The organism is Pseudomonas simiae, assembly GCF_000934565.1.
In the GTDB taxonomy this organism is placed as follows: Bacteria; Pseudomonadota; Gammaproteobacteria; order Pseudomonadales; family Pseudomonadaceae; genus Aquipseudomonas; species Aquipseudomonas simiae.
Map to the genome: position 1 here is coordinate 3,011,809 of NZ_CP010896.1, position 18,476 is coordinate 3,030,284.

At 54.8% G+C, this 18,476-nt stretch carries 9 protein-coding genes, 1 tRNA gene and 2 pseudogenes; 9 read left to right on the forward strand and 3 right to left on the reverse strand.

Features of this window, described 5'->3' with window-relative positions; all coding sequences use genetic code 11:
- Positions 1-229: 229 nt before the first annotated feature.
- Both PF1751_RS13440 and PF1751_RS13445 read left to right on the forward strand, forming a co-directional pair.
- Positions 230-304, forward strand: a tRNA-Lys gene (locus PF1751_RS13440).
- A 55-nt stretch (positions 305-359) separates the two neighbouring features.
- Positions 360-2,648 (forward strand): hypothetical protein, encoded by a 2,289-nt coding sequence (locus PF1751_RS13445; RefSeq protein ID WP_044287199.1) that lies wholly within the window; start codon positions 360-362, stop codon positions 2,646-2,648.
- A 679-nt stretch (positions 2,649-3,327) separates the two neighbouring features.
- Here the strand turns inward: PF1751_RS13445 and PF1751_RS13450 are convergent.
- On the reverse strand, positions 3,328-4,038 hold the full coding sequence (locus PF1751_RS13450; RefSeq protein WP_044287200.1) for a DUF4365 domain-containing protein: 711 nt from the start codon (positions 4,036-4,038) through the stop codon (positions 3,328-3,330).
- Positions 4,039-4,317: 279 nt separating this feature from the next.
- Between PF1751_RS13450 and PF1751_RS28875 the strand changes: the two are divergent.
- Positions 4,318-4,434: pseudogene (locus PF1751_RS28875) on the forward strand (IS3 family transposase); the annotation flags it as partial.
- A gap of 16 nt (positions 4,435-4,450) precedes the next feature.
- Here the strand turns inward: PF1751_RS28875 and PF1751_RS13455 are convergent.
- Positions 4,451-5,281 (reverse strand): hypothetical protein, encoded by an 831-nt coding sequence (locus PF1751_RS13455; RefSeq protein WP_016980300.1) that lies wholly within the window; start codon positions 5,279-5,281, stop codon positions 4,451-4,453.
- 2 nt (positions 5,282-5,283) lie between these two features.
- Positions 5,284-5,841 (reverse strand): hypothetical protein, encoded by a 558-nt coding sequence (locus PF1751_RS13460; RefSeq protein ID WP_016980301.1) that lies wholly within the window; start codon positions 5,839-5,841, stop codon positions 5,284-5,286.
- 1,203 nt (positions 5,842-7,044) lie between these two features.
- On the opposite strand from PF1751_RS13460, the gene PF1751_RS13465 reads away from it, so the two are divergent.
- From PF1751_RS13465 to PF1751_RS13485, 6 genes and pseudogenes are all read left to right on the forward strand, one after another.
- Positions 7,045-8,274 (forward strand): Druantia anti-phage system protein DruA, encoded by a 1,230-nt coding sequence (locus PF1751_RS13465; RefSeq protein ID WP_016980302.1) that lies wholly within the window; start codon positions 7,045-7,047, stop codon positions 8,272-8,274.
- Between the two features lie 18 nt (positions 8,275-8,292).
- A pseudogene (locus tag PF1751_RS30010) lies at positions 8,293-8,427 on the forward strand (competence protein CoiA family protein); the annotation flags it as partial.
- A gap of 105 nt (positions 8,428-8,532) precedes the next feature.
- A complete protein-coding gene (locus PF1751_RS13470; protein ID WP_144407261.1) occupies positions 8,533-9,960 on the forward strand; it encodes a hypothetical protein in 1,428 nt (475 codons plus the stop codon).
- Complete coding sequence (locus PF1751_RS13475) at positions 9,957-11,846, forward strand: hypothetical protein (RefSeq protein WP_016980305.1); 1,890 nt, start codon at positions 9,957-9,959, stop codon at positions 11,844-11,846. The genes PF1751_RS13470 and PF1751_RS13475 overlap by 4 nt, the downstream gene beginning before the upstream one ends.
- Complete coding sequence (locus PF1751_RS13480) at positions 11,847-12,881, forward strand: hypothetical protein (RefSeq protein WP_044287202.1); 1,035 nt, start codon at positions 11,847-11,849, stop codon at positions 12,879-12,881.
- Positions 12,881-18,427 (forward strand): DEAD/DEAH box helicase, encoded by a 5,547-nt coding sequence (locus PF1751_RS13485; protein ID WP_044287203.1) that lies wholly within the window; start codon positions 12,881-12,883, stop codon positions 18,425-18,427. The genes PF1751_RS13480 and PF1751_RS13485 overlap by 1 nt, the downstream gene beginning before the upstream one ends.
- Positions 18,428-18,476 lie beyond the last annotated feature (49 nt).

Sequence of the window (18,476 nt, forward strand, 5' to 3'; positions counted from 1 at the left end):
GGTCATCGTCTTGTGACGATCAATGTCTATTCGTGGTGGTGCGAGATTAACATGCAGGAGCGCGCGGGATGATGACGTTTCAGCATTGGAGGGTATGGAGTGCGGGTTTACGGTTGGGGAGAAGTTACACCAATATTTTCGAACGGGAGTAATCTTTGTATGCGTCACGAGCGGCAACGTTTTCAGTCTTCACATTCGTTTCGTTGCGAGTAGACAATGTGCGCTCTGTTCCGGGGTAGTTCAGCGGTAGAACACTCGGCTCTTAACCGGGTGGGCGCTGGTTCGAATCCAGCCCCCGGACCCACTACATCGCAGGGTCAGAAGGACATATGTCCAGGCACGATAGGGAATCGGATGCAATGGCCGGCATAAACGCCGGTTATGCGGTCTTTCAGTTATCTCGAGCATTGACCTCATCGGGTCTAGACACTGAGAAAGCGCGTGAACGGATTGAGCGCTGGCAGCAGGTGGTCGAACACATGGTGCAGGGCACCGCGCTGTATGGCTCGCGTATACCACTCGTGGATGTGCCTGAATGGGTCACACTGGAGGTAGTCACGGGTGGTCTTGCCACTGGACAGTATCTGGCCGGTGGTGCACTGACCGAGTACGAACGGCGGCTGGCCGCCTCAATCCCGGGCATCCGCCCTGGTTTTGAACGACTTGATCTCAACACCTGGCACCTTACGGATGAGGGGATCGAAGCCCTGCAAAAGCAACTGGTGAACAGCGACTATCGGATCGATGTACCAGAAGAGGCAGCGCTACTGTACGTGGCTTGGCTGTTGGGACAGCAGCGCACGGAGGAAGCACGCAGACTGATTGAGTCGATCGCATCTTTTTTTGAGCAACTGCGTTTCTTTCCAATGGCTTCTGACGGGCTACCGCTCGCGGCGGTGGAAGTGCAGATCTTCGATGTCGGCGATATCAAAAAGCTGCTTTCAAAACTCCCTGCGCAGCAGCGTCTGGCGGTGCAAAAACATGTGGTCGTGACTCGGTTGCCTTTCTACGATGCAGCTATCTCGCTCTTCCTCTTAACGTACCAGGATGATTGGCCTTGTCGGCAATATCCTGAAGGCTGGCTTGAGCAGGCGAATGCGCTAATTAGTCAGTTCGATGCATCCGGTAGCAATGACATCCTCAACGTTGAACCTTTCAGGGGCCGGGTAGGGGAGTTGTACGCGTTGCTAAGGCTCTGCTCCCGTGACCCAATCTCGCTGACAGGGCGTCAAGTCGGACGTATTCGGCGGATCGTCAATGATTTCGTGTGCAAACATGGTCATCCCGAATCCGAAAATCATCTACAGAGCCGAGCCATACAGCGCCATCAGGTGGCCGCGCCCGAGCATCATCTGATCGCGAAGGCGGTTTCTGAGCGTCTGACCAGCTATACGAGCTCGGAAGGCATCTCTGATTTTTCGTCCCTGTTGGAACCGATTACCAATGAGGAGGCGAAGGCATATTCGCTGAAAACCGGTGTCGCCATTCCACCAGCAGTTCGCCGACGCCTCGAGCGCTGTCGAAAGGGAACCATCAGTCAGTTGATTGACAAGGGATTGATCACATCTGGGGACACCGTGGCGCGAGTACTGCCAGCGATGACGGCCGAAATCTGCAGTGCTGGATTTCGCGATACGACACTGCGCACGTTGTCTATCGCAACGTCTCGTGCTTTTCGGCGACGCCGTTCATTGCTACTGCTCAACCTACAGAGCCAAGTCAAAATCAGTGAGTTGCCTTGGGTGGCGGCCGTTGAAGGTGAACGAGAGGCACACACTGTCGCCGTTGAGGGAGCCAGACAAGCCTTGATCGAATCCTCGGCAACAACTCTCGCTGCTTTCCCTCAGGCAATCCTTCCGAACAAGCTACTTCAGGAGTTTGGTTCGCTTGCTGTCACGGCGAAGCTGGATCTTCCTTTTGTGGAGGAGGTCGCGGCAGACATTTTCATGGGAACCTTTTCGAATAAATTCGTGGAAGCAGCCAGGCGAGCGGCCTCGTTGATAGATGGCACCCTTTACGCCCATTATTACGACATCGACACGAACCAACTGGCGATCCTTCCCGATAAGCCGAAATCAAAGAGCAGAAACTATTTCCAGCGTGACTTGGATACCAGTGATGCATTGGCGAACCTGTGCGCACAGCGGGCTAATGCACCCTCGGGTGGATGGCATTCAGCAACCAACGGCAGGATCATCGAGCAACAACAGATTTTGACAACGCAAAACCTTTCGCTTCTATTTGGTGATCTAGGTTTGAAAGCGCTGCTACATCATCGCTTGGGCTCACTTGCTCAGGAGTGCTTCCAATGGATATGCATGCGGCAGCAGATGAAAATCAAGTTCTATCACTCTAGCTTGGTGATGCTCAAAAATACCGCTTATGCCTGGCGCCAGATGGTGTTTTATTTATCCATGCAGGATGACGCCGAGAGGCGTTGCGCAATCGATAGCATCGAAGCTCATTTCACGGCTCAACCCATTGCATTCCGAGAGAGATTTCTACCGGCAATTATGGGGTTGCGTGTAGCAGCTTCCGGGCTCCCGTTGACCCTGAACCGCCGGAAAAGTGAGGGTGCTCAGGTTTTTCTCGGATGGACCACCGAACGACATTGGTTGTTACCATCGCAAACGAATGACATCAGTTAACCGCTCGGCTGTATCGATGAGGCGTGCTTGAACGCCTCAAAAGCGATATCTGTATATCTGGCTGGAGTTCTTGTACAGACGGGGCAAAACTTTCATGCATACATCAGGACCGAAGTCAGGAAGGACGTCCAACGAGAAGAGCCTGAACGTCTGCAAAAATCGGAAAGTGGTGGCGCGTGACCTCAAGCACAAGTATAGAAAGTTCCACCCCGACACATCATTGAACAAGTGGGCGATGTCAGGTGTTCATAAGCCGCTCTAAAGCCAGTTGCACTTGGTTCAACACACTTAAAATGAATGTGCTTGTTCATCGATTCATGTTCATGGACTAGGCTTCCCGCTCGTCTGATCGGTCCGACCTCTTGCCGCTACTCCAGCGGTGAGGATGCTGCGGTAGATGGGCAGGCATTCGCGTTGGGGGGATTGATACTGGCCGATGGTGGCAACCGAGCGAGCCGTTTGGTACAGCCATTTAGACCGGGCATTCCCAATGACTCAGCCATCGGATCGCCACCACCGCGCCGCCGAACCGCGGCCAGAGCTTTCATCATTTCGGAAATGCGCTGCAAGCTGTCGTGAACCGAGCCCGCATCGCGGGTCTACGCCCTGCGGGCGTTCATCCTGCACGCCTTCGACCGGGGCGGCCTGCGCGCTCCGCTTGCTTTCGCATATTCAAAAGTTAGTAAAGGTCTTCCTTTTTTTGCCTATCAAGTGACATGTCTATCTGATTCCAAAGACGATTCAAGGTTTCTGCGGTTTTTGAGAATGATGCGGGGAGTCGGCCATTGCTTAATGCAATCATCCTATGAATAAGTAAAATGGCCTCTTCGTTAGCGGCATGCTGTTCTAAAGATTTTGGACTGTCTATTGATAACCATGCGACCCCCGAACTGTCTATAAAACTTTGAAGTGAGTTCATTGTGGTTTTGGCTAGAGAGGCGAGGACGCTGTTGCCATCAGCGGCGATCTTTTCGAGCTTTAATTTTGAAGATTTGGTTAATCTGTCGGTGGTGCGATCTAGTTCTATTTTTGCTCCTTTGGGCGTGTCATAGTTGAAGTCTGTATCTATGACTTTCCAAAGGATTTCTTCGCTTTCTACATTTACTGCGCATAATATTACTGGTGTTGTTATTTTTTTCCAATATTCAATGTGCTCTCGATCTGGGTATATGGTGTTTGTCCCATCTTTGAAAGGGGTATCAGTGGATTTTATTTGAACCTTGACGATTTTTCCTGAGGAGGAGTTGTCCTCGAGCATTACCTCGAATTCAGCGTCTATCCCTAAATCAATTTCCTGGCCACGGCACGGCCATTTGAAAAGCTTTATGAATTCCTTCTTTACAATTAACTCGCCCATGTCACCGATTTGCTGATTATCGGAATAATGCATTTTGTTACCTTGAGGTTGTCAGTTAAGCTCAACGAGCATAGCGAGGTGATGAAAGGAAGCAAGCACCTTATTTTTCTCAGTCGATTGTGTCTCTAGTGGTCTAATGAAACCGGACACCCATTTAGGCGAGAATGCTCGCCAGATCGAGGTGTCAGATAACCAAACAACGGCGCTCCGTTACTCCTGAATTCAAGCGCGAGGCCGCCGACCACGTGCTCAAACAAACTGCGGCTACATCGAAGCCAGCCGTTCACTCGGCATTGGAGGGCTATCGAACTGCGCGAGATCAGCCATTCTTTGATGCATCGCTACAACTGGATTCAGCCTCACCAATTCAACGAGGGGTTGGCACCAGCGCCTGCCGAGGAAAAATTTGACGTCGTGTCCGGGATTAGTTACCACTACAACTCACCTACAGCAGTTGAACAGAGTTTGCCAGGCGCCTCTCATTTCCGAAAAGCGTTGTGTAAAAGCGTTGCTCGATGCCGTAGATCAGCAGCTTTAACTGATGATCGCTGCCAATATCGAAGACGCCTTTGGCTTTGTCGAAATCAAGGTGGCCGGCGCAGTAATCGTCGATGTAGCTGACCATCGCAGCTCGCTGGCTAGACGGAAGCGCTGCAAGGGTCGCCATCGCCAATCCAATGCGCTTCCTGTTCGGTGTAGACACACGTGCCGCCTCAAAATTATTTGAAAGCTCAATAAAGGGCTCATCAAGGAATTTTTCCACTTCCTCATGAGTTGCTTCTTTGAACAGCTGGCCGATCCCTTTAAAAATGCTGGAGATCGTGGCCAGACTCTTGAAAACCAGCGAATCTGTTTTGGGCAGGTAAATAGCGTCCGGCGTTGTGTTAATCACAAGTCGCAACTGCCCGTCGTCTAGCTCCGCGACCTCTCCGAAAGTGATGCTTTTTCGGCACACTAGCAGGGACGGTGTTACTTTTTGAAAGTAGAAGGAGTCATTCTGGACACTACACAGCCATGTGATTTTATCAAACTGGTTTTTCTTGAGTTCGACATGATTTTTGCTGTCGAACGGCTCTTTCAGAAAATCGATGCAGAACGGTTGCCCTGAAAAACCAGGAATCACAAACCAAGAGTCTTCATCCAGATTATGGTCAGGCTCATAAGGTACACAGGCTGCCGCGTCGATAACGACTTCTGCATAAAGTTTACTGTCCGAAAGAACCTTTACGATGGCATTCTTTTGGAGACGTTTGATTTTAGCGAGGACAAAGTCCATTTTCAGCCTCTATCGATTAGAGTGTAGTCATTAATGCGGTACACCTTGTCAATCACGACCTCCTTAGGAGTCCGAAAGCTTTCCTTGCTAATCAAGAAAAGCGTGACATGAGATGAGGTGCTCACGTTGTAAAACTCATATCCGTATAGTAAGAATAGAGGATTGAAATACAGCGCTTGTGATCGGTATGTGAAGATAAATAGTATCAAATACACAAACACTAGAGTCTGGAAGCTATTGATGCTGAGCGCTACGAAGAAATAACCCAAATAGCTTGGCAAAAAGCTATTGTTCGCATGCTCAATGCTCACAACCTGCCCAGGTTGAAAGGTATCACTTCCCAGTCGTCTGCTTAGTCTTAAGCTGAGGCCTGTCAGTACAATAGGAACGGCAAGATACAGGGCATAGGAGAGTCCACTAATGGCAGCTTTCAACCCGGGCAAGCTCGGATCTGCGATAAACTCACCAAATGTGATTCCACGCTGAACCAGATACACAATCACCAATAGGGACGTCGCGTTGAAGGTCAGCAGTAATCTGAATAGCGTGTTGAAGTCCACTCAAAAATCATCCGTAATCATTTTCATCCAATGATGGCAGGATGCTACCAAAAAGCGTCGGGGCTCGCCAGTTCTGGCCGATGACTGTCAATTAGCTTTTTTAAACCCGATATCTAAACCCAAGATGCCCTGCATGAGCGGGCACGTGCGTTGAGATGATAGGTTCCGGGCGCGCAGGCCGACCAGATTGAAGAAGCACGGGAAGGTGAGCACATCCGCGTGCTTGTCGCGGATTCAGTTGAGTAAATCAATCAGGTACCCGCAAGATGCCGGATGTGACGGCGATCGTGACGGTGCTTGCAGCACAGTTCATCCATGACCCCGGATTCTAGATTTGGGTCAATGGTACGCCTCTGACCCTGGCCAAGCTTGAGCAGCATGCTCGAACGCACACCCTGAATCTGAGTGAGGGTAGGCTCACAAAAGTCATCGTCATCAACTCAATGCAGCAGAACCTGGACTGCCCCTGAAAAGATAGACGTCCCCGGCCTATACTCCGTCGAGCAAGGCAGCAACGTCGATGGGCGCGACCACTCGCGGAGAGGACACTTTCCATGGGGCATCCGCCACCAGGAATGATTCGATGGTCCGTAGTACCGTCGGCTTGGGCACTTCTTCTCCAGAAGAGCGACCACCTTCTCCCCACATGGATCCCATGAGTCGGCAAGGCATGTCCCAGTAGCGAAGATTGGCCCCTGACGAGGGCTGATAGAGGTTCCGCGGCAAGCGCTTGAATAATTGCAGGCGATCAAAACGCACTGGATCCAATGCCACGACTGGCGTGGTGACTTGGGTGGTATGATTTTCCTGGGGCGATTCATAGAGCGCTGGATGTGGAGCGAACACATTTTTGCTGGCGGGCACGTTTGCTGGAAGAGGTTAACGTCGCCCCTTGGGCAGAAGGCCACTAAATCCGCTGTAAAAGACTGGCGCAATGCCACCTATAAGCTTTAGGCTGAGCCGGCACGATGTTCAGGGAAGAAGCATTGGCCCCAAGTGCGGAGATTCTTCGGTTGCTCTGGCATCCCGAGATGTTGGGCTCACTTATATCTTCACTCGTCAGTACCGGCCGCCGCCAAAACGCCTGGGTATTGCTCGAAATTTCCCTGAAGCGATCGCACTTTGCCGATGCGCGGTGCGGCATGCGTGAAGTGATGAGCATCATATATTCAAGGCAGCATGACAATGAGCAGGAAGCCGTAGATGTCTCAAGGCAACATCATTATTTCGGGTGTAAACCCGAGGGAAGCGAACCTCAAGCGAAAAGTTCGCGAGCACCTGCATTCTCTGGGCTTTACCAGAACCGATGAGGGCGCCTTGCGTGCTCCTGGCAGTGACAAGGAAGCGATTCGGGTGCTGCATGGCGCCCAGAGGGAAGAACGGCTCATAGCGAGCGGTAACTTCGTCGCCCGAGCCGGTGTGAAACTGATGCAGTATTTCGCCTCAGGCACTGAGGTAATTCCCAAGAAAATTTCGCCTGTGCTGGAACGAGTTTCGTCCGGCACTTGGCAGAGTGACCTGTTCAGACTTGCATCGCTTTCATGGTCGGTGCCGGTATCCAGTGGATTCGGCAGACGCCTACGCTATCTGGTGTGGGACCAATCCAACGGTAAGCTGATGGGTCTAATTGCCGTGGGTGATCCAGTCTTCAACTTGGGCGTGCGTGACAAGTTTATCGGTTGGAACTCTCATGATCGGGGCGCTCGACTGGTCAACATCATGGATGCCTACGTCCTTGGCGCGCTGCCGCCTTATAACACCTTGCTGTGCGGCAAGCTCATCGCGTGCTTGCTCCGCAGTCGGGACCTGTACAACGATTTTGCCCATGCCTATGGGGCCTCCACGGGCATCATTTCTCAAGAGGAAAAACGGGCGCGCCTGATGGCCATCATCACTACGTCTTCGATGGGGCGTTCGTCGGTCTACAACCGTTTGAAACTTCAGGGTACGGAATATCTCAAGTCGGTTGGCTACACCGGCGGATGGGGACACTTCCATATTCCAGACTGGTTGTTCATGGAACTGCGTGACTATCTGCGTCACATTGATCACACCTACGCGGATCATCACGCCTATGGCCAAGGGCCTAATTGGCGACTGCGAACCACCCGAGCCGCTCTCAAGGCTTTGGGCTTCAAGGACGACTTAATGCGACACGGCATCAAGCGTGAAGTTTTTATCTGCCAACTGGCAGCAAACGCCACCAAGATTTTGCAAACCGGAAAAGGCAAGCCCGATATCCGCTCTCTTCAAACCGTCAAGCAGATCGCAGGTCTAGCACTGGAGCGCTGGGTGATCCCACGAGCTGCCAGCGTGCCCGATTACAGACGCTGGAGGGCATCGAATCTGATTGGCTTGTATGGTAGTCAAGCCCATTTGCTGCGCCCCGAGATCCAGTTGGATCAAGGACCGATCAGCGCTTTCGGATATTAAGGCACGAGGGGACCGGCCGTGCATTTTGCCGTTAACACAATAACTAACCAGATCGAGACAGCAGAGCATGCGACAGGCAGGCGCAATTACGTGTGCCCAATATGTCGCGCCAAAGTATTGCTCCGCGCTGGGCTCAAGCAGAAAAGGTGTTTCGCTCACTGGCCAGGATTCGGCTCGGCGCGGTGCGAAAATTTTGTGCCTGGTCTCCATGGGCAGTACGGTGCCGGACTCGCATTGGCTGCGCGCCCAATGCGCAGTATGGAGTTACGCCTGAAAATCGAGCGAGGGAAAAACCGCGCAGCATGGTGCTTGGAACTGACGTTACCATCATGTCGATTTTGCAAGGCGACCGTCACGCTCGACGTGGGCAATGGGATACTTCAGGAAATCGACATGGGCGGGATGTCTACAGGTCGTCGCGTAACCGCGGAGTTGTCCCAAGAAAGTTTCCGCATCGTATCTTTTCAGGGTAAGCCTGATCAGAACTTCGTAGAAGGTGTAGAGCGTGCCTGCCAGGGACTGCCTACATTCGGGGCAGCCGTCTTCACCGCTTCCGGCGGTGACGGTGCAGCAGGTTTCCCCCGGGCACATGAGCTCAAAAAGTCAGGTACTTATGCGCTGTTGTGGAAGGCGCCTGACGCACTGAAATTTCCTGAAGAACTGGTGCCCGACAATTTTATCAGTCGTCAGGACTGGAATCTGGCGTTGGTCACGGTACCTGCGGCGCCGTCTACTGCATGTACTGAATGGCTGGAGTCCTTGACGGGCTTAACCCTCAGTGGCTCGACGCCTAATATTTCAATCGCCTGGCCATTCTTGGCCCGCAATACGAGTTTGAATTCCGCTGAATGCACTACGTCTGCCGCGCTCATTGTGGCTGCGAGAGGGATGCCGATTGGGCAGAGTGATACCGGTCCCATCATGCTGATGCGCGGCGGCCAACAGCGGTTGTTGGCAACCGGGGTGGAGCGGGATACGGCACTGTTTGCCTTGATACCTGATAACTTTCAGCAATTTTTTGTGGCCAAAGCCGGGACGGAGGAGATCGAAAAACTCCTATCTACGACATTCCAGGTCGACGCTGTAGCCGATTTCCCGGTGGTGGAAATGGCGTTTACTAATCCCGCTGGCGTGCGGCTGGTGGTGCCCTTCGATAGGGCTCGCTGCAAGGACTACATCGATTTGGCCAGGCTGAACCAGATGACGCTGGAGTATTTGGCCGTACCTCCTGGCACGCGTGGGTGGTTTTACGTGGTACGAGCTTCAGTGGGCATCCGGTACGAACTTTTAGCGAGCGACCTAAGAGCGCCCCACAGTCCGTATCAAAGGCTAATCGCGCCGGAACCACTAGCAAATCTGATTGATTGCCTGACAGATGCTGCATGCCACGTCGACCTCGATCTTGGCGGGTTCGGTAAGTTGCGTATGAACGGCAGCGAACTGCTCGCTCCGAATGTCGCCACTCCAACTCTTGGGACGGCGATGCGATTGAGAGTACGCAGCTTCATCTCTCAATTGCGCGGTTGCACGCCGATCCGCGTTGATGCCGATGATGCCCAACTGGTGTGCGCGGTCGGCGCCATCAATCCACAACCCGCACTCATTCCGCATTACCGTGCCCTGATTAGGGACGTTATCGCCTGCGGTTTCGAGGTCAAACGAAAAGGGAAAAGTGTCTCGCTATGAGTTACTACTACAGCCAGGAGGCAAGAGTTCGGATCTCGGCGTTCGAACAACAGTACCTTACCGATTTCATTGAGGAAGTACCGCATAGCTATCGAAAATCCGCCTACAACCGCCTGTCCGCGATCGACGGTTTTCGCAGCGGCTCACCGGCGGATTTCAAAGCGAAGCAGAAACGACTCATCAGTCATCTCTTGCACCCGCAAGGCGGCGCGAAAGGTGAAGCCGATTGGAAGACCTTCGCCAACTTCTGGGTCGCTTGGGCTAGACACCATCTGGATAGCGATTTCCCCGCGGGTGACAAGTTGCTGCCCGCAAATGACGCCGGTCCTCTTTTCCTCACTGGCCTCGCTGAGCGGTTCCCAGATGCCCCGCGCGAGACGGTAGAGCGATTAATCGTGTTCAGTGGGTTCGCTGACCACGACGAAAGCCAAACAGTGCTGGGCAAATTCCGTCCCGCGTCCACGGTAGCTCGCGATCGACTACTCGACGCCTTGCCGAAACGCGTCGACACGATTGAGGACAGTATTAAGATCCTGCAAGCGGACACCGAGCAGGCCGCCGAGACAATCGAGTCATTGCGCTCGAAGATTGAGAACCTGATGCAGGACGTCGGCGACGTCAGCGAGCGCGCAGCGCAATCGACGAATGACTTGTTCGAACTGCACGCCATGGCGGACCACCTGCTTGCCGCTGATGAGCGACTGGTCTCGACCCTGCGGGCACTGCAAGAAAATGCCCAGCGCGCTGATGCGGCTGCCGAAGCGGCGGATGGCAACGCGCGATCATTGCGCGAGGCGGTTGAGGTATTGGCTGGCCGAGCAGACGGCTGGGATGAGGCTGCGGCTCACCTAGGCGCCATTGAGGACCAGCTAGGCGCCATTACCGCACGGGAAAAGACTTGGTTAGGAACCACGGAAGCGGTTGCAGGGCTGTCCGATCGCCTGGAAGCCCTGCAAAGCAACCTAGGCAGAGTGCGCAACAGTACGGCCCCAACGTCGCAGGTTCGTCTCTTTGAGGCGGAGGCACAGGGGCCTGTTGTTGAGATCCGCAGCGTAGAGACCGCGTGTGAGCTGATTTCGATCAACTTGCAAGCTTGCGGTATCGTCAAGGGCGCAGCACAGACTGTTGCGCGGCAAGCCCTGGCTGCCCTGGCTGCCGGCCAGTTGATCCAGTTCTCCGGATCCTTGGCGGACATGGCGACCGATGCTGCGGCAGCGGCGGTGGGCGGACTAATATATCACGAGTGGCGCGTGCCTGTCGGTTTAGTGTCGGATGAGGCCGCGGCAGAATGCCTCGATATGGTGGGTGATACTTCGGGTTGTTTGGCCTTGAAAGGGGCCAATCGCTCTGCCTTTGAAGTGTATGGCTACGCCGTTCGCGATGCGATCACCCGCCGTCAATTGGGCATGCCAGCCTATCCTCGCCTTGCACTGATTGCCTCTTGGGCGCAGGGCCCTGCCGCGTTCCCCGACGGAGGTACCCTTGCCGAACTCGGGCCCGTCTTCGACACTGACGCGTTGCCCATGCGCGGCGTGACTTCCCGCACTTTAAGCCTAAAATACGGCCACCTTACGTGTGATGCATGGGATCAGCTTGAGGGTTTTGCCAGCGACATCTCGGGCAGCCTCGTGTCGGAATTGAAGGCGCTGTTCGAGGAGGCACACTTCCAGCCGGGCAATCTATGGACACGATGCGCCGAACGGGCCTATTTGCGTTTGCGGGCCTCACTCGGTGCGAGCGAGACCGAGGACCTGCACGCCATGTTGAAGCACTGGGCGCTGCCTTGGGCGAAAGCCACCGGCTGCCCCATCGACGACTTGACCCGCGTGGCGGAGCAAGTTATGTCGCAGCACCAGGTCGAAACCTCCGGCTTCGAGGGCGCCTAGATGAAGTGGCAGGCGATTTCCCAGTACGACGCGCAAAGAATCGTGGCCATCGGCCTGGGTTGTACCAGCCAAGGCGAAGGCCTGCGGATCGCCGCCATAGCGGAGTGCCTGCGATCTGCTTGTTTGTTGTGCGCGATTCCGACGGATGGGCAGGGGGCATGGGCTCCTGCTGCATCGCTCAGTCTGACCAGCGTTGCCCGCAAACATCTGACGCCGATCTGGCCAGACATGCTGGAGGACTCAGATTCTAAGCCAGGGGTACTGAGCGTTTTGGAAAGCCTTGGGCAGATTGGGGATTTGGTCCGGGTTGAAAAAGGATGGTTGCCTCCACCGCCACGCGCGATCAGATCTTTGGAGGGCAACGCGGTCGTGCTGGGTGGAGGGCCATCACCGTGCTTCCCACGAGGTATCAAAACCAGGACATTCGGACGTGTACGTGTGGTAACAGCTTCGCTCTGCGAGGGATGGATTGATGTAAGCGATCCGGGCGACTGGATCGGTGCGCCTATCGAAGGGCTGGCCAATTGGTCTTCCCGCTTTGTGCTGCAAGCGGCTGGGCGCTTCACCCAATGCCCTAAGGTGCTAGAACCCGTGTCGGTGTACCTACAAGGGCGCTGGGCTGAGCTGGCATGCCACCCCCATGCCTCAGGTCAGTTACTGGGTAAGTGTCAAACCGGGACCACTGTCAATTATTTCATCGGTAGATTTCAGTCCGGTCGGCTTCAACAACTGGCTTCCATTGAAGCGTCCGATGTTCGCCGCCTGCGTTTCCAATTGGATCTAGAGGCGGGCTGTCCTTGTACGATGGAAACACAAACGTCGCCACGTTTCGTGACGCTGAGATCTTATCGCCGACTCCCGCCAGAGCAGGAGAAAGCGCTCCTCCTTGGCTGGGAGTTACCCAAAGCCGAGGGTGAGCATCCTGGGTTAAAAACCCACGTCATACCTGTCGAGACATTCCCCATCGTGCGCTGTGCGCTTGAGGGACTAGGCATTGTTTTGGTCGAGCGCAAGCGCGCGCAAGGAGGGATCTGATGAGCAATACATCTATGACCGCAGAGGCTACCGGGGTTCACGAGACCGCCAAGAGTCTTGCCGAAAGCTTGCGGCAATACATCGAAGCGCAATATCACATCCGAGATGAAGGATTGGTCAGAGAACGGCACGCGTTACTACAATCCAATGAAACGATCGCCCAGACCCCCTACGTTGAGGCCACTCAAGTCTACAAGACAGGTGAGACCTACGATAATTTGGCCATCCCGCCGGCAGCGGCCTCAGCATTGAGTAACCTCTCGGCGATGGGGCTGGGGCTCTATCCCCGCCCGTATGAGCATCAGTCGCAGGCACTTACTGCATTCTTGGGTCAGGATGCAGCGGACTTGGTCATCGCCACTGGCACGGGCTCAGGAAAAACAGAGAGCTTTCTCATGCCAATCATTGGCTCTCTGGCGGTGGAGGGTGCAGAACGCCCCACCTCCGCTGCGATGCCAGGATGCAGGGCCATGCTCCTGTACCCCATGAACGCCTTGGTCAATGATCAATTGGCGCGAATTCGTCGTATTTTCGGCGACACCGATGCCGCGGGTATCCTCCAGCAAGACCGAGCGCTCCCAATTCGTTTTGGTAGTTACACAGGTCGCACGCCGTATCCGGGTAAGCGAGACAGTGGCCGCGATGAGCGCTTCATCAAACCGCTGTTTGAGCAGTTCTATCAAAAGGTTGCCAAAGTCCCTGCAGTACAGGGCGAACTGGCTCGGATCGGACGTTGGCCGAGCAAAGATCTGGTTGGCTTTTATGCCGATGACTCGGTGCAGACCAAGACTTGGACTTCAGGCAAGCGGCAAGGCAAACAGTTCATCTCGAAGAATTGGAAAGGTCGCCTGCTTACTCAGCCAGGCGACCGCGAGTTGATGACGCGTGACGAGATGCAGGTTCGCTGCCCCGAGCTCCTGATTACCAACTATTCCATGCTCGAGTACATGCTGATGCGCCCCATCGAGCGCGATATCTTCGAGCAGACCAAGGATTGGCTGAAAAGTGACGTCCGCAACGAGTTCATCCTGGTCCTGGACGAGGCGCATATGTACCGCGGAGCGGGCGGAGCTGAGGTAGCGCTTCTGATCCGACGGCTGTGCGCCCGCCTGGACATTCCACGCGAGCGTATGCGCTGCATCCTCACTAGTGCCAGCTTGGGAGGCGAGGATGCTGCTGCTGCCAATGGCGATCGATTTGCTCGTGATTTGACCGGCTTGCTTGAGGGGTCACCGCGCAGCCTCCGTGTGATTCAAGGCACCCATGAACCGCGCTCTGCTGATCGCAGCATCACCGATTCGCAGATGCATGCGCTGGCTTCCTTGGATCTGCCTGCGTTTCAGCGCGTGGCGAACGACCTGCCGGCGGCTACTCAGGCGCTGAACAACCTGGCTCAAGAACTCGGATGGCCCTCGTTCCAAGGCCTGGCTCACACTGCGTTGCGTGACTGGCTGTTTGAGAACCTGACCGGTTTCGGTCCCTTGGAAAAGCTGATCGAACTGGTGTCAGGTAAAGCGGAAAAGCTCGATGACCTCGGCAAAAAGCTCTTCGCTGATGCTCCGGGCGCCACTGCGGAGAAGGCAACAGATGCACTTCTGGCGTTGGGCAGCCACGCGCAACGACGCTCAGACGGCCGGGTATTATTACCGACCCGGCTACACCTATTTCACCGCGGTTTGCCGGGACTTTATGCATGCGTCAACCCCCACTGTACCAGTCGTCAAGGGGATCACCAGGGCCCTACTATCTTAGGCCGCTTGCACACCAAGCCCTCGACGCAATGCAACTGCGAGTCCAAAGGGCGCGTTTTTGAATTCCTGACTCACCGTGATTGCGGGGCCGCGTTTGTGCGCGGTTACGTGAACGAAGACATGGATTTCGTTTGGCATCAACCTAATGGTCCGTTCGCCGAAACGAGCACTGCAGCGCTGATGCCAGTGGACATTTTCGTCGAAGAAACGACCCACCCACGCAGCCGTCACCGCGACAAATGGCTGCATATGTCGACGGGCATCATGAGCTCGACCAATAAGGACGGGGTTGAAGGGTTTCGCAGGGTTCGAGTGCCGGACAAGCCACCGGCGGGCGAGGCTATTACCTTCGACAATTGCCCCGTGTGCACTCGAAAGATTCGCAACGGTAAAGATGAACCCTCAAAGATCATGGACCACGTCACCAAGGGGGAGGCACCGTTCACCACTTTGGTTCGTACTCAGATGGCCAAACAGGCAGAGAGCAGGGTAGTGGACTCCCGCCACCCCAACGGCGGACGTAAAGTCCTGATCTTTTCGGACGGCCGGCAGAAAGCGGCACGCCTGGCACGTGACATTCCGCGCGATATTGAATTGGATGTCTTCCGGCAAGCGATAGCACTGGCCTGTCAGAAGCTGCGCGACATTTCACGTGAACCGCGGCCTACGCAAGTGCTTTACACCGGCTTCCTAGCTGTTCTTACCGAGTTTGACCTGCCCCTGTTTGACGGCAACGATGCGCGCAAGGTTGCCGACGCCATTACGGTGTACAAACGCGATTGCGACTCTGACTTGGAAGAGGCTCTGCAGCAAAACGGTCTGCCCCCAGAACTGCCGCCACGCTATCGAATCGCCTTGCTCAAACTGCTGTGCAGCAGCTACTACTCTCTGACCGGGACAACAATTGGCTATGTCGAGCCTGTCGAATCCAAACGGAAAAAAATCAAGCAAGATCTCGGTGCGGCGGGCGTATCGCTCGGGGATCAAGATCTGCGAGCGCTCGCCATTGGCTGGATAGAAACGCTGCTGCAGGACTTCGCGTTTGATAAAACGATTGATCGCTACCTACGTTATAAAGCCGCAGGCTACGTAAAATCACCGTGGGGCAGCAACGGAATGTTCGACAAGCCGCTGAGGGAGGCGCTTGCGGCCCAGTTACCAGGCAGTCTGACAACGCTTGAAGCTATCGAGACGACTTTCCGCAACCATCTTGCTGACGAAGAGAACGGCACGTGGTTCCTGTCGCCTAACTCGGTTAGCCTGGTCGTAGACCTTGGGCACGTTTGGGCGCAATGCGGCCAATGTACGGCTGTCACGCCACTTGCGTTGGCCGGAAAAATTTGTCTCGCGTGCGGGAGTGATCGTGCCACGCTTGTGGATCCTGCTACCAGTCCGTACTTGTCCGCCCGCAAGGGACTTTGGCGCGAGCCGGTACGAGAAGCCTTGCAGCCTGGGGCCCGGCTCACCAATCTCAACGTAGAGGAACATACTGCGCAGTTGTCGAATCGTGATCGCAGCAAGGTCCATGCGACGACGGAGCTCTATGAACTGAGGTTCCAGGACGTCCTGATTGATCCCACGGATCGTCCGATCGACGTGCTTAGTTGCACGACCACCATGGAGGTAGGCGTCGACATCGGTTCCTTGGTCGCGGTTGCACTGCGAAACGTGCCCCCTCAACGAGAAAACTACCAGCAGCGCGCGGGGCGGGCAGGGCGCCGTGGCTCCTCCGTTTCCACAGTTGTCACCTACTCGCAAAACGGACCGCACGACAGCCACTATTTCCTCAATCCGCGACACATAGTTGCTGGTTCACCGCGAACGCCAGAAATCAAGGTGGACAACGAGAAAATTGCCCGTCGTCACGTCCATGCATATCTGTTTCAGACGTTTTTCCACGAAGTCATGGCGCAAAATCCGTTGCTGTCTAAGCCTAAGACCGCGTTGTTGGAAAAGGCGCTTGGCGCGACTCATGATTTCTTTTTCGCCGGCATCGACTCGGGCCTTAATCTGGAACAGTTCAAGTCCTGGGTTTCGGGAAAGCTGCTGCACGATGAAGCGCCTCTAAAAAATTCGGTCCTGGCGTGGTTACCGCCAAATCTCGACACGCAAGGCCTTACCTTGGCCGAATGGCTGGAAGATACTGCACGCCGCCTGATTCATAGGCTGCATGAGTTGGCGGCAGAATTACCGCAACAAGCGGTCAACCAAGACGATGAGAGCGAGGCGGATGACGCCAATGACGATGAGAGTAATGCTTCCACTGCTGAAATAGAGCAAAAGGAACTACTGGAGTTTCTATTCCACCACAGCTTGCTGCCCACCTATGCGTTTCCGACGGATTTGTGCAGTTTCCTGATAGAGAACATTGCCAAGGTCAATGGCATGGCGGAAATCCAGACAGTTCAACGCCCGCAACAATCGATTTCGAAAGCGCTGAGCGAATACGCACCGGGACGACTCATTGTCATCGATCGGCATACCTATCGCTCGGGCGGCGTATTCGCTGACTTGCCCGGAAATGTGGTGAACCGCGCCGCGCCTCTGTTCAAGAAGGCTAAGCGCCATGTTCACTGCAAGACCTGTTCCTTTGTGCGCAACCCCAACTCACCGGTTGGTAATCATGGACCATGCCCTGTTTGCGGTGGCGAGCTCGCCACGGAGACGATGATTCTCCCAGAGGTATTCGGCCCGGAAAAAGCAGAAGATCTACCAGAGAATGATCGTGAACAGGAGATCACCTTCGCCACGATGGCACAGTTCCCGCAGCCCGTTAACCCGGATGAATTGACCTTCCAAATCTGCGGACCGAAAGCCAGTTTTACCCATGCGACAAACCAGACACTGGTGACGGTCAACCGGGGTATCGAGGGAGCCGAATTCGGTGGGTTCTCAGTGTGCGTTGAGTGTGGTCACGCATCAGTATTCGATCACAACGTTCATCTCGGCCCTCATGAACGCCCCTACAAGCTGTTGAACCCGAAAGGTGGGCCAACTCTCTGCTCCGGAAGGTTTGACAGGGTCCTGCTCGGCCATGATTTCAAGACGGACTTGCTGCTGCTCAGGCTGAAGGTCGAGGCTCCACTGGTTAGCAATACTGCCGAAGTCGTGGTCCTACAAATTCTTGAGGATGCCTTGCACTCTATCGCGGAGGCACTGCGGCTAGCGGCGAGCCGTCACCAGCAACTTGACCTCGATCCCTCGGAGTTCGGATCGGGCTTCCGGATTGATCCAGGAGTGCAGGGCGAGGCGAGAATCCTGGAAGTGTTCCTCTATGACACCCTGTCGGGAGGGGCAGGCTACGCAGAGATTGCAGCCAGGAACATCAAAGAGATCCTCGAGTCAACCCTTGTTCTGTTGGAGAATTGCGACTGCGAATCGTCTTGCACCGAATGTCTGAATCACTTCCACAATCAACATCTGCAGCACCGCCTCGACAGACGCCTCGGTGCGACGCTCTTGAAGTATGCGGTGGATGGCGTTGTGCCTGGCTGTGCGCCTTTGGATGAGCAGTGGCAGACACTATCGCACTTGCGCGCCAGTCTTGAGCTTGAAGGCTTTGACTGCTCGTTCAATACCGTGAAGGCGGTGCCAATGCTGGTGCAGCGTAATGGTCGAAGCCTGGCGGTCGGCTGTTTCCCAGGACTGATTCATACGCCCGATTTTGTGCATGGGGTGGCTACGGCGGATAACGTAGATGGTCACCTTGCGCTGAATGAGTACTTGCTCAGGTCAGATATGCCCGGTGCGCATCAGAGGGTCAAGGCATTGTTTGAAGGATTCACAGAGCGTTGAACCAAATCCTGATAAGAAAAGGTCCGAACTCATCTGGCCACCTTGATGT

Excerpts from the sequence above, each read along its gene's own strand:
- PF1751_RS13470 (WP_144407261.1), top strand. The coding sequence starts at position 8,533 with ATGGAGTTACGCCTGAAAATCGAGCGAGGGAAAAACCGCGCAGCATGG.
- PF1751_RS13480 (WP_044287202.1), top strand. The coding sequence starts at position 11,847 with ATGAAGTGGCAGGCGATTTCCCAGTACGACGCGCAAAGAATCGTGGCC.
- PF1751_RS13475 (WP_016980305.1), top strand. The coding sequence starts at position 9,957 with ATGAGTTACTACTACAGCCAGGAGGCAAGAGTTCGGATCTCGGCGTTC.
- PF1751_RS13465 (WP_016980302.1), top strand. The coding sequence starts at position 7,045 with ATGTCTCAAGGCAACATCATTATTTCGGGTGTAAACCCGAGGGAAGCG.
- PF1751_RS13450 (WP_044287200.1), bottom strand. The coding sequence starts at position 4,038 with ATGCATTATTCCGATAATCAGCAAATCGGTGACATGGGCGAGTTAATT.
- PF1751_RS13485 (WP_044287203.1), top strand. The coding sequence starts at position 12,881 with ATGAGCAATACATCTATGACCGCAGAGGCTACCGGGGTTCACGAGACC.
- PF1751_RS13455 (WP_016980300.1), bottom strand. The coding sequence starts at position 5,281 with ATGGACTTTGTCCTCGCTAAAATCAAACGTCTCCAAAAGAATGCCATC.
- PF1751_RS13445 (WP_044287199.1), top strand. The coding sequence starts at position 360 with ATGGCCGGCATAAACGCCGGTTATGCGGTCTTTCAGTTATCTCGAGCA.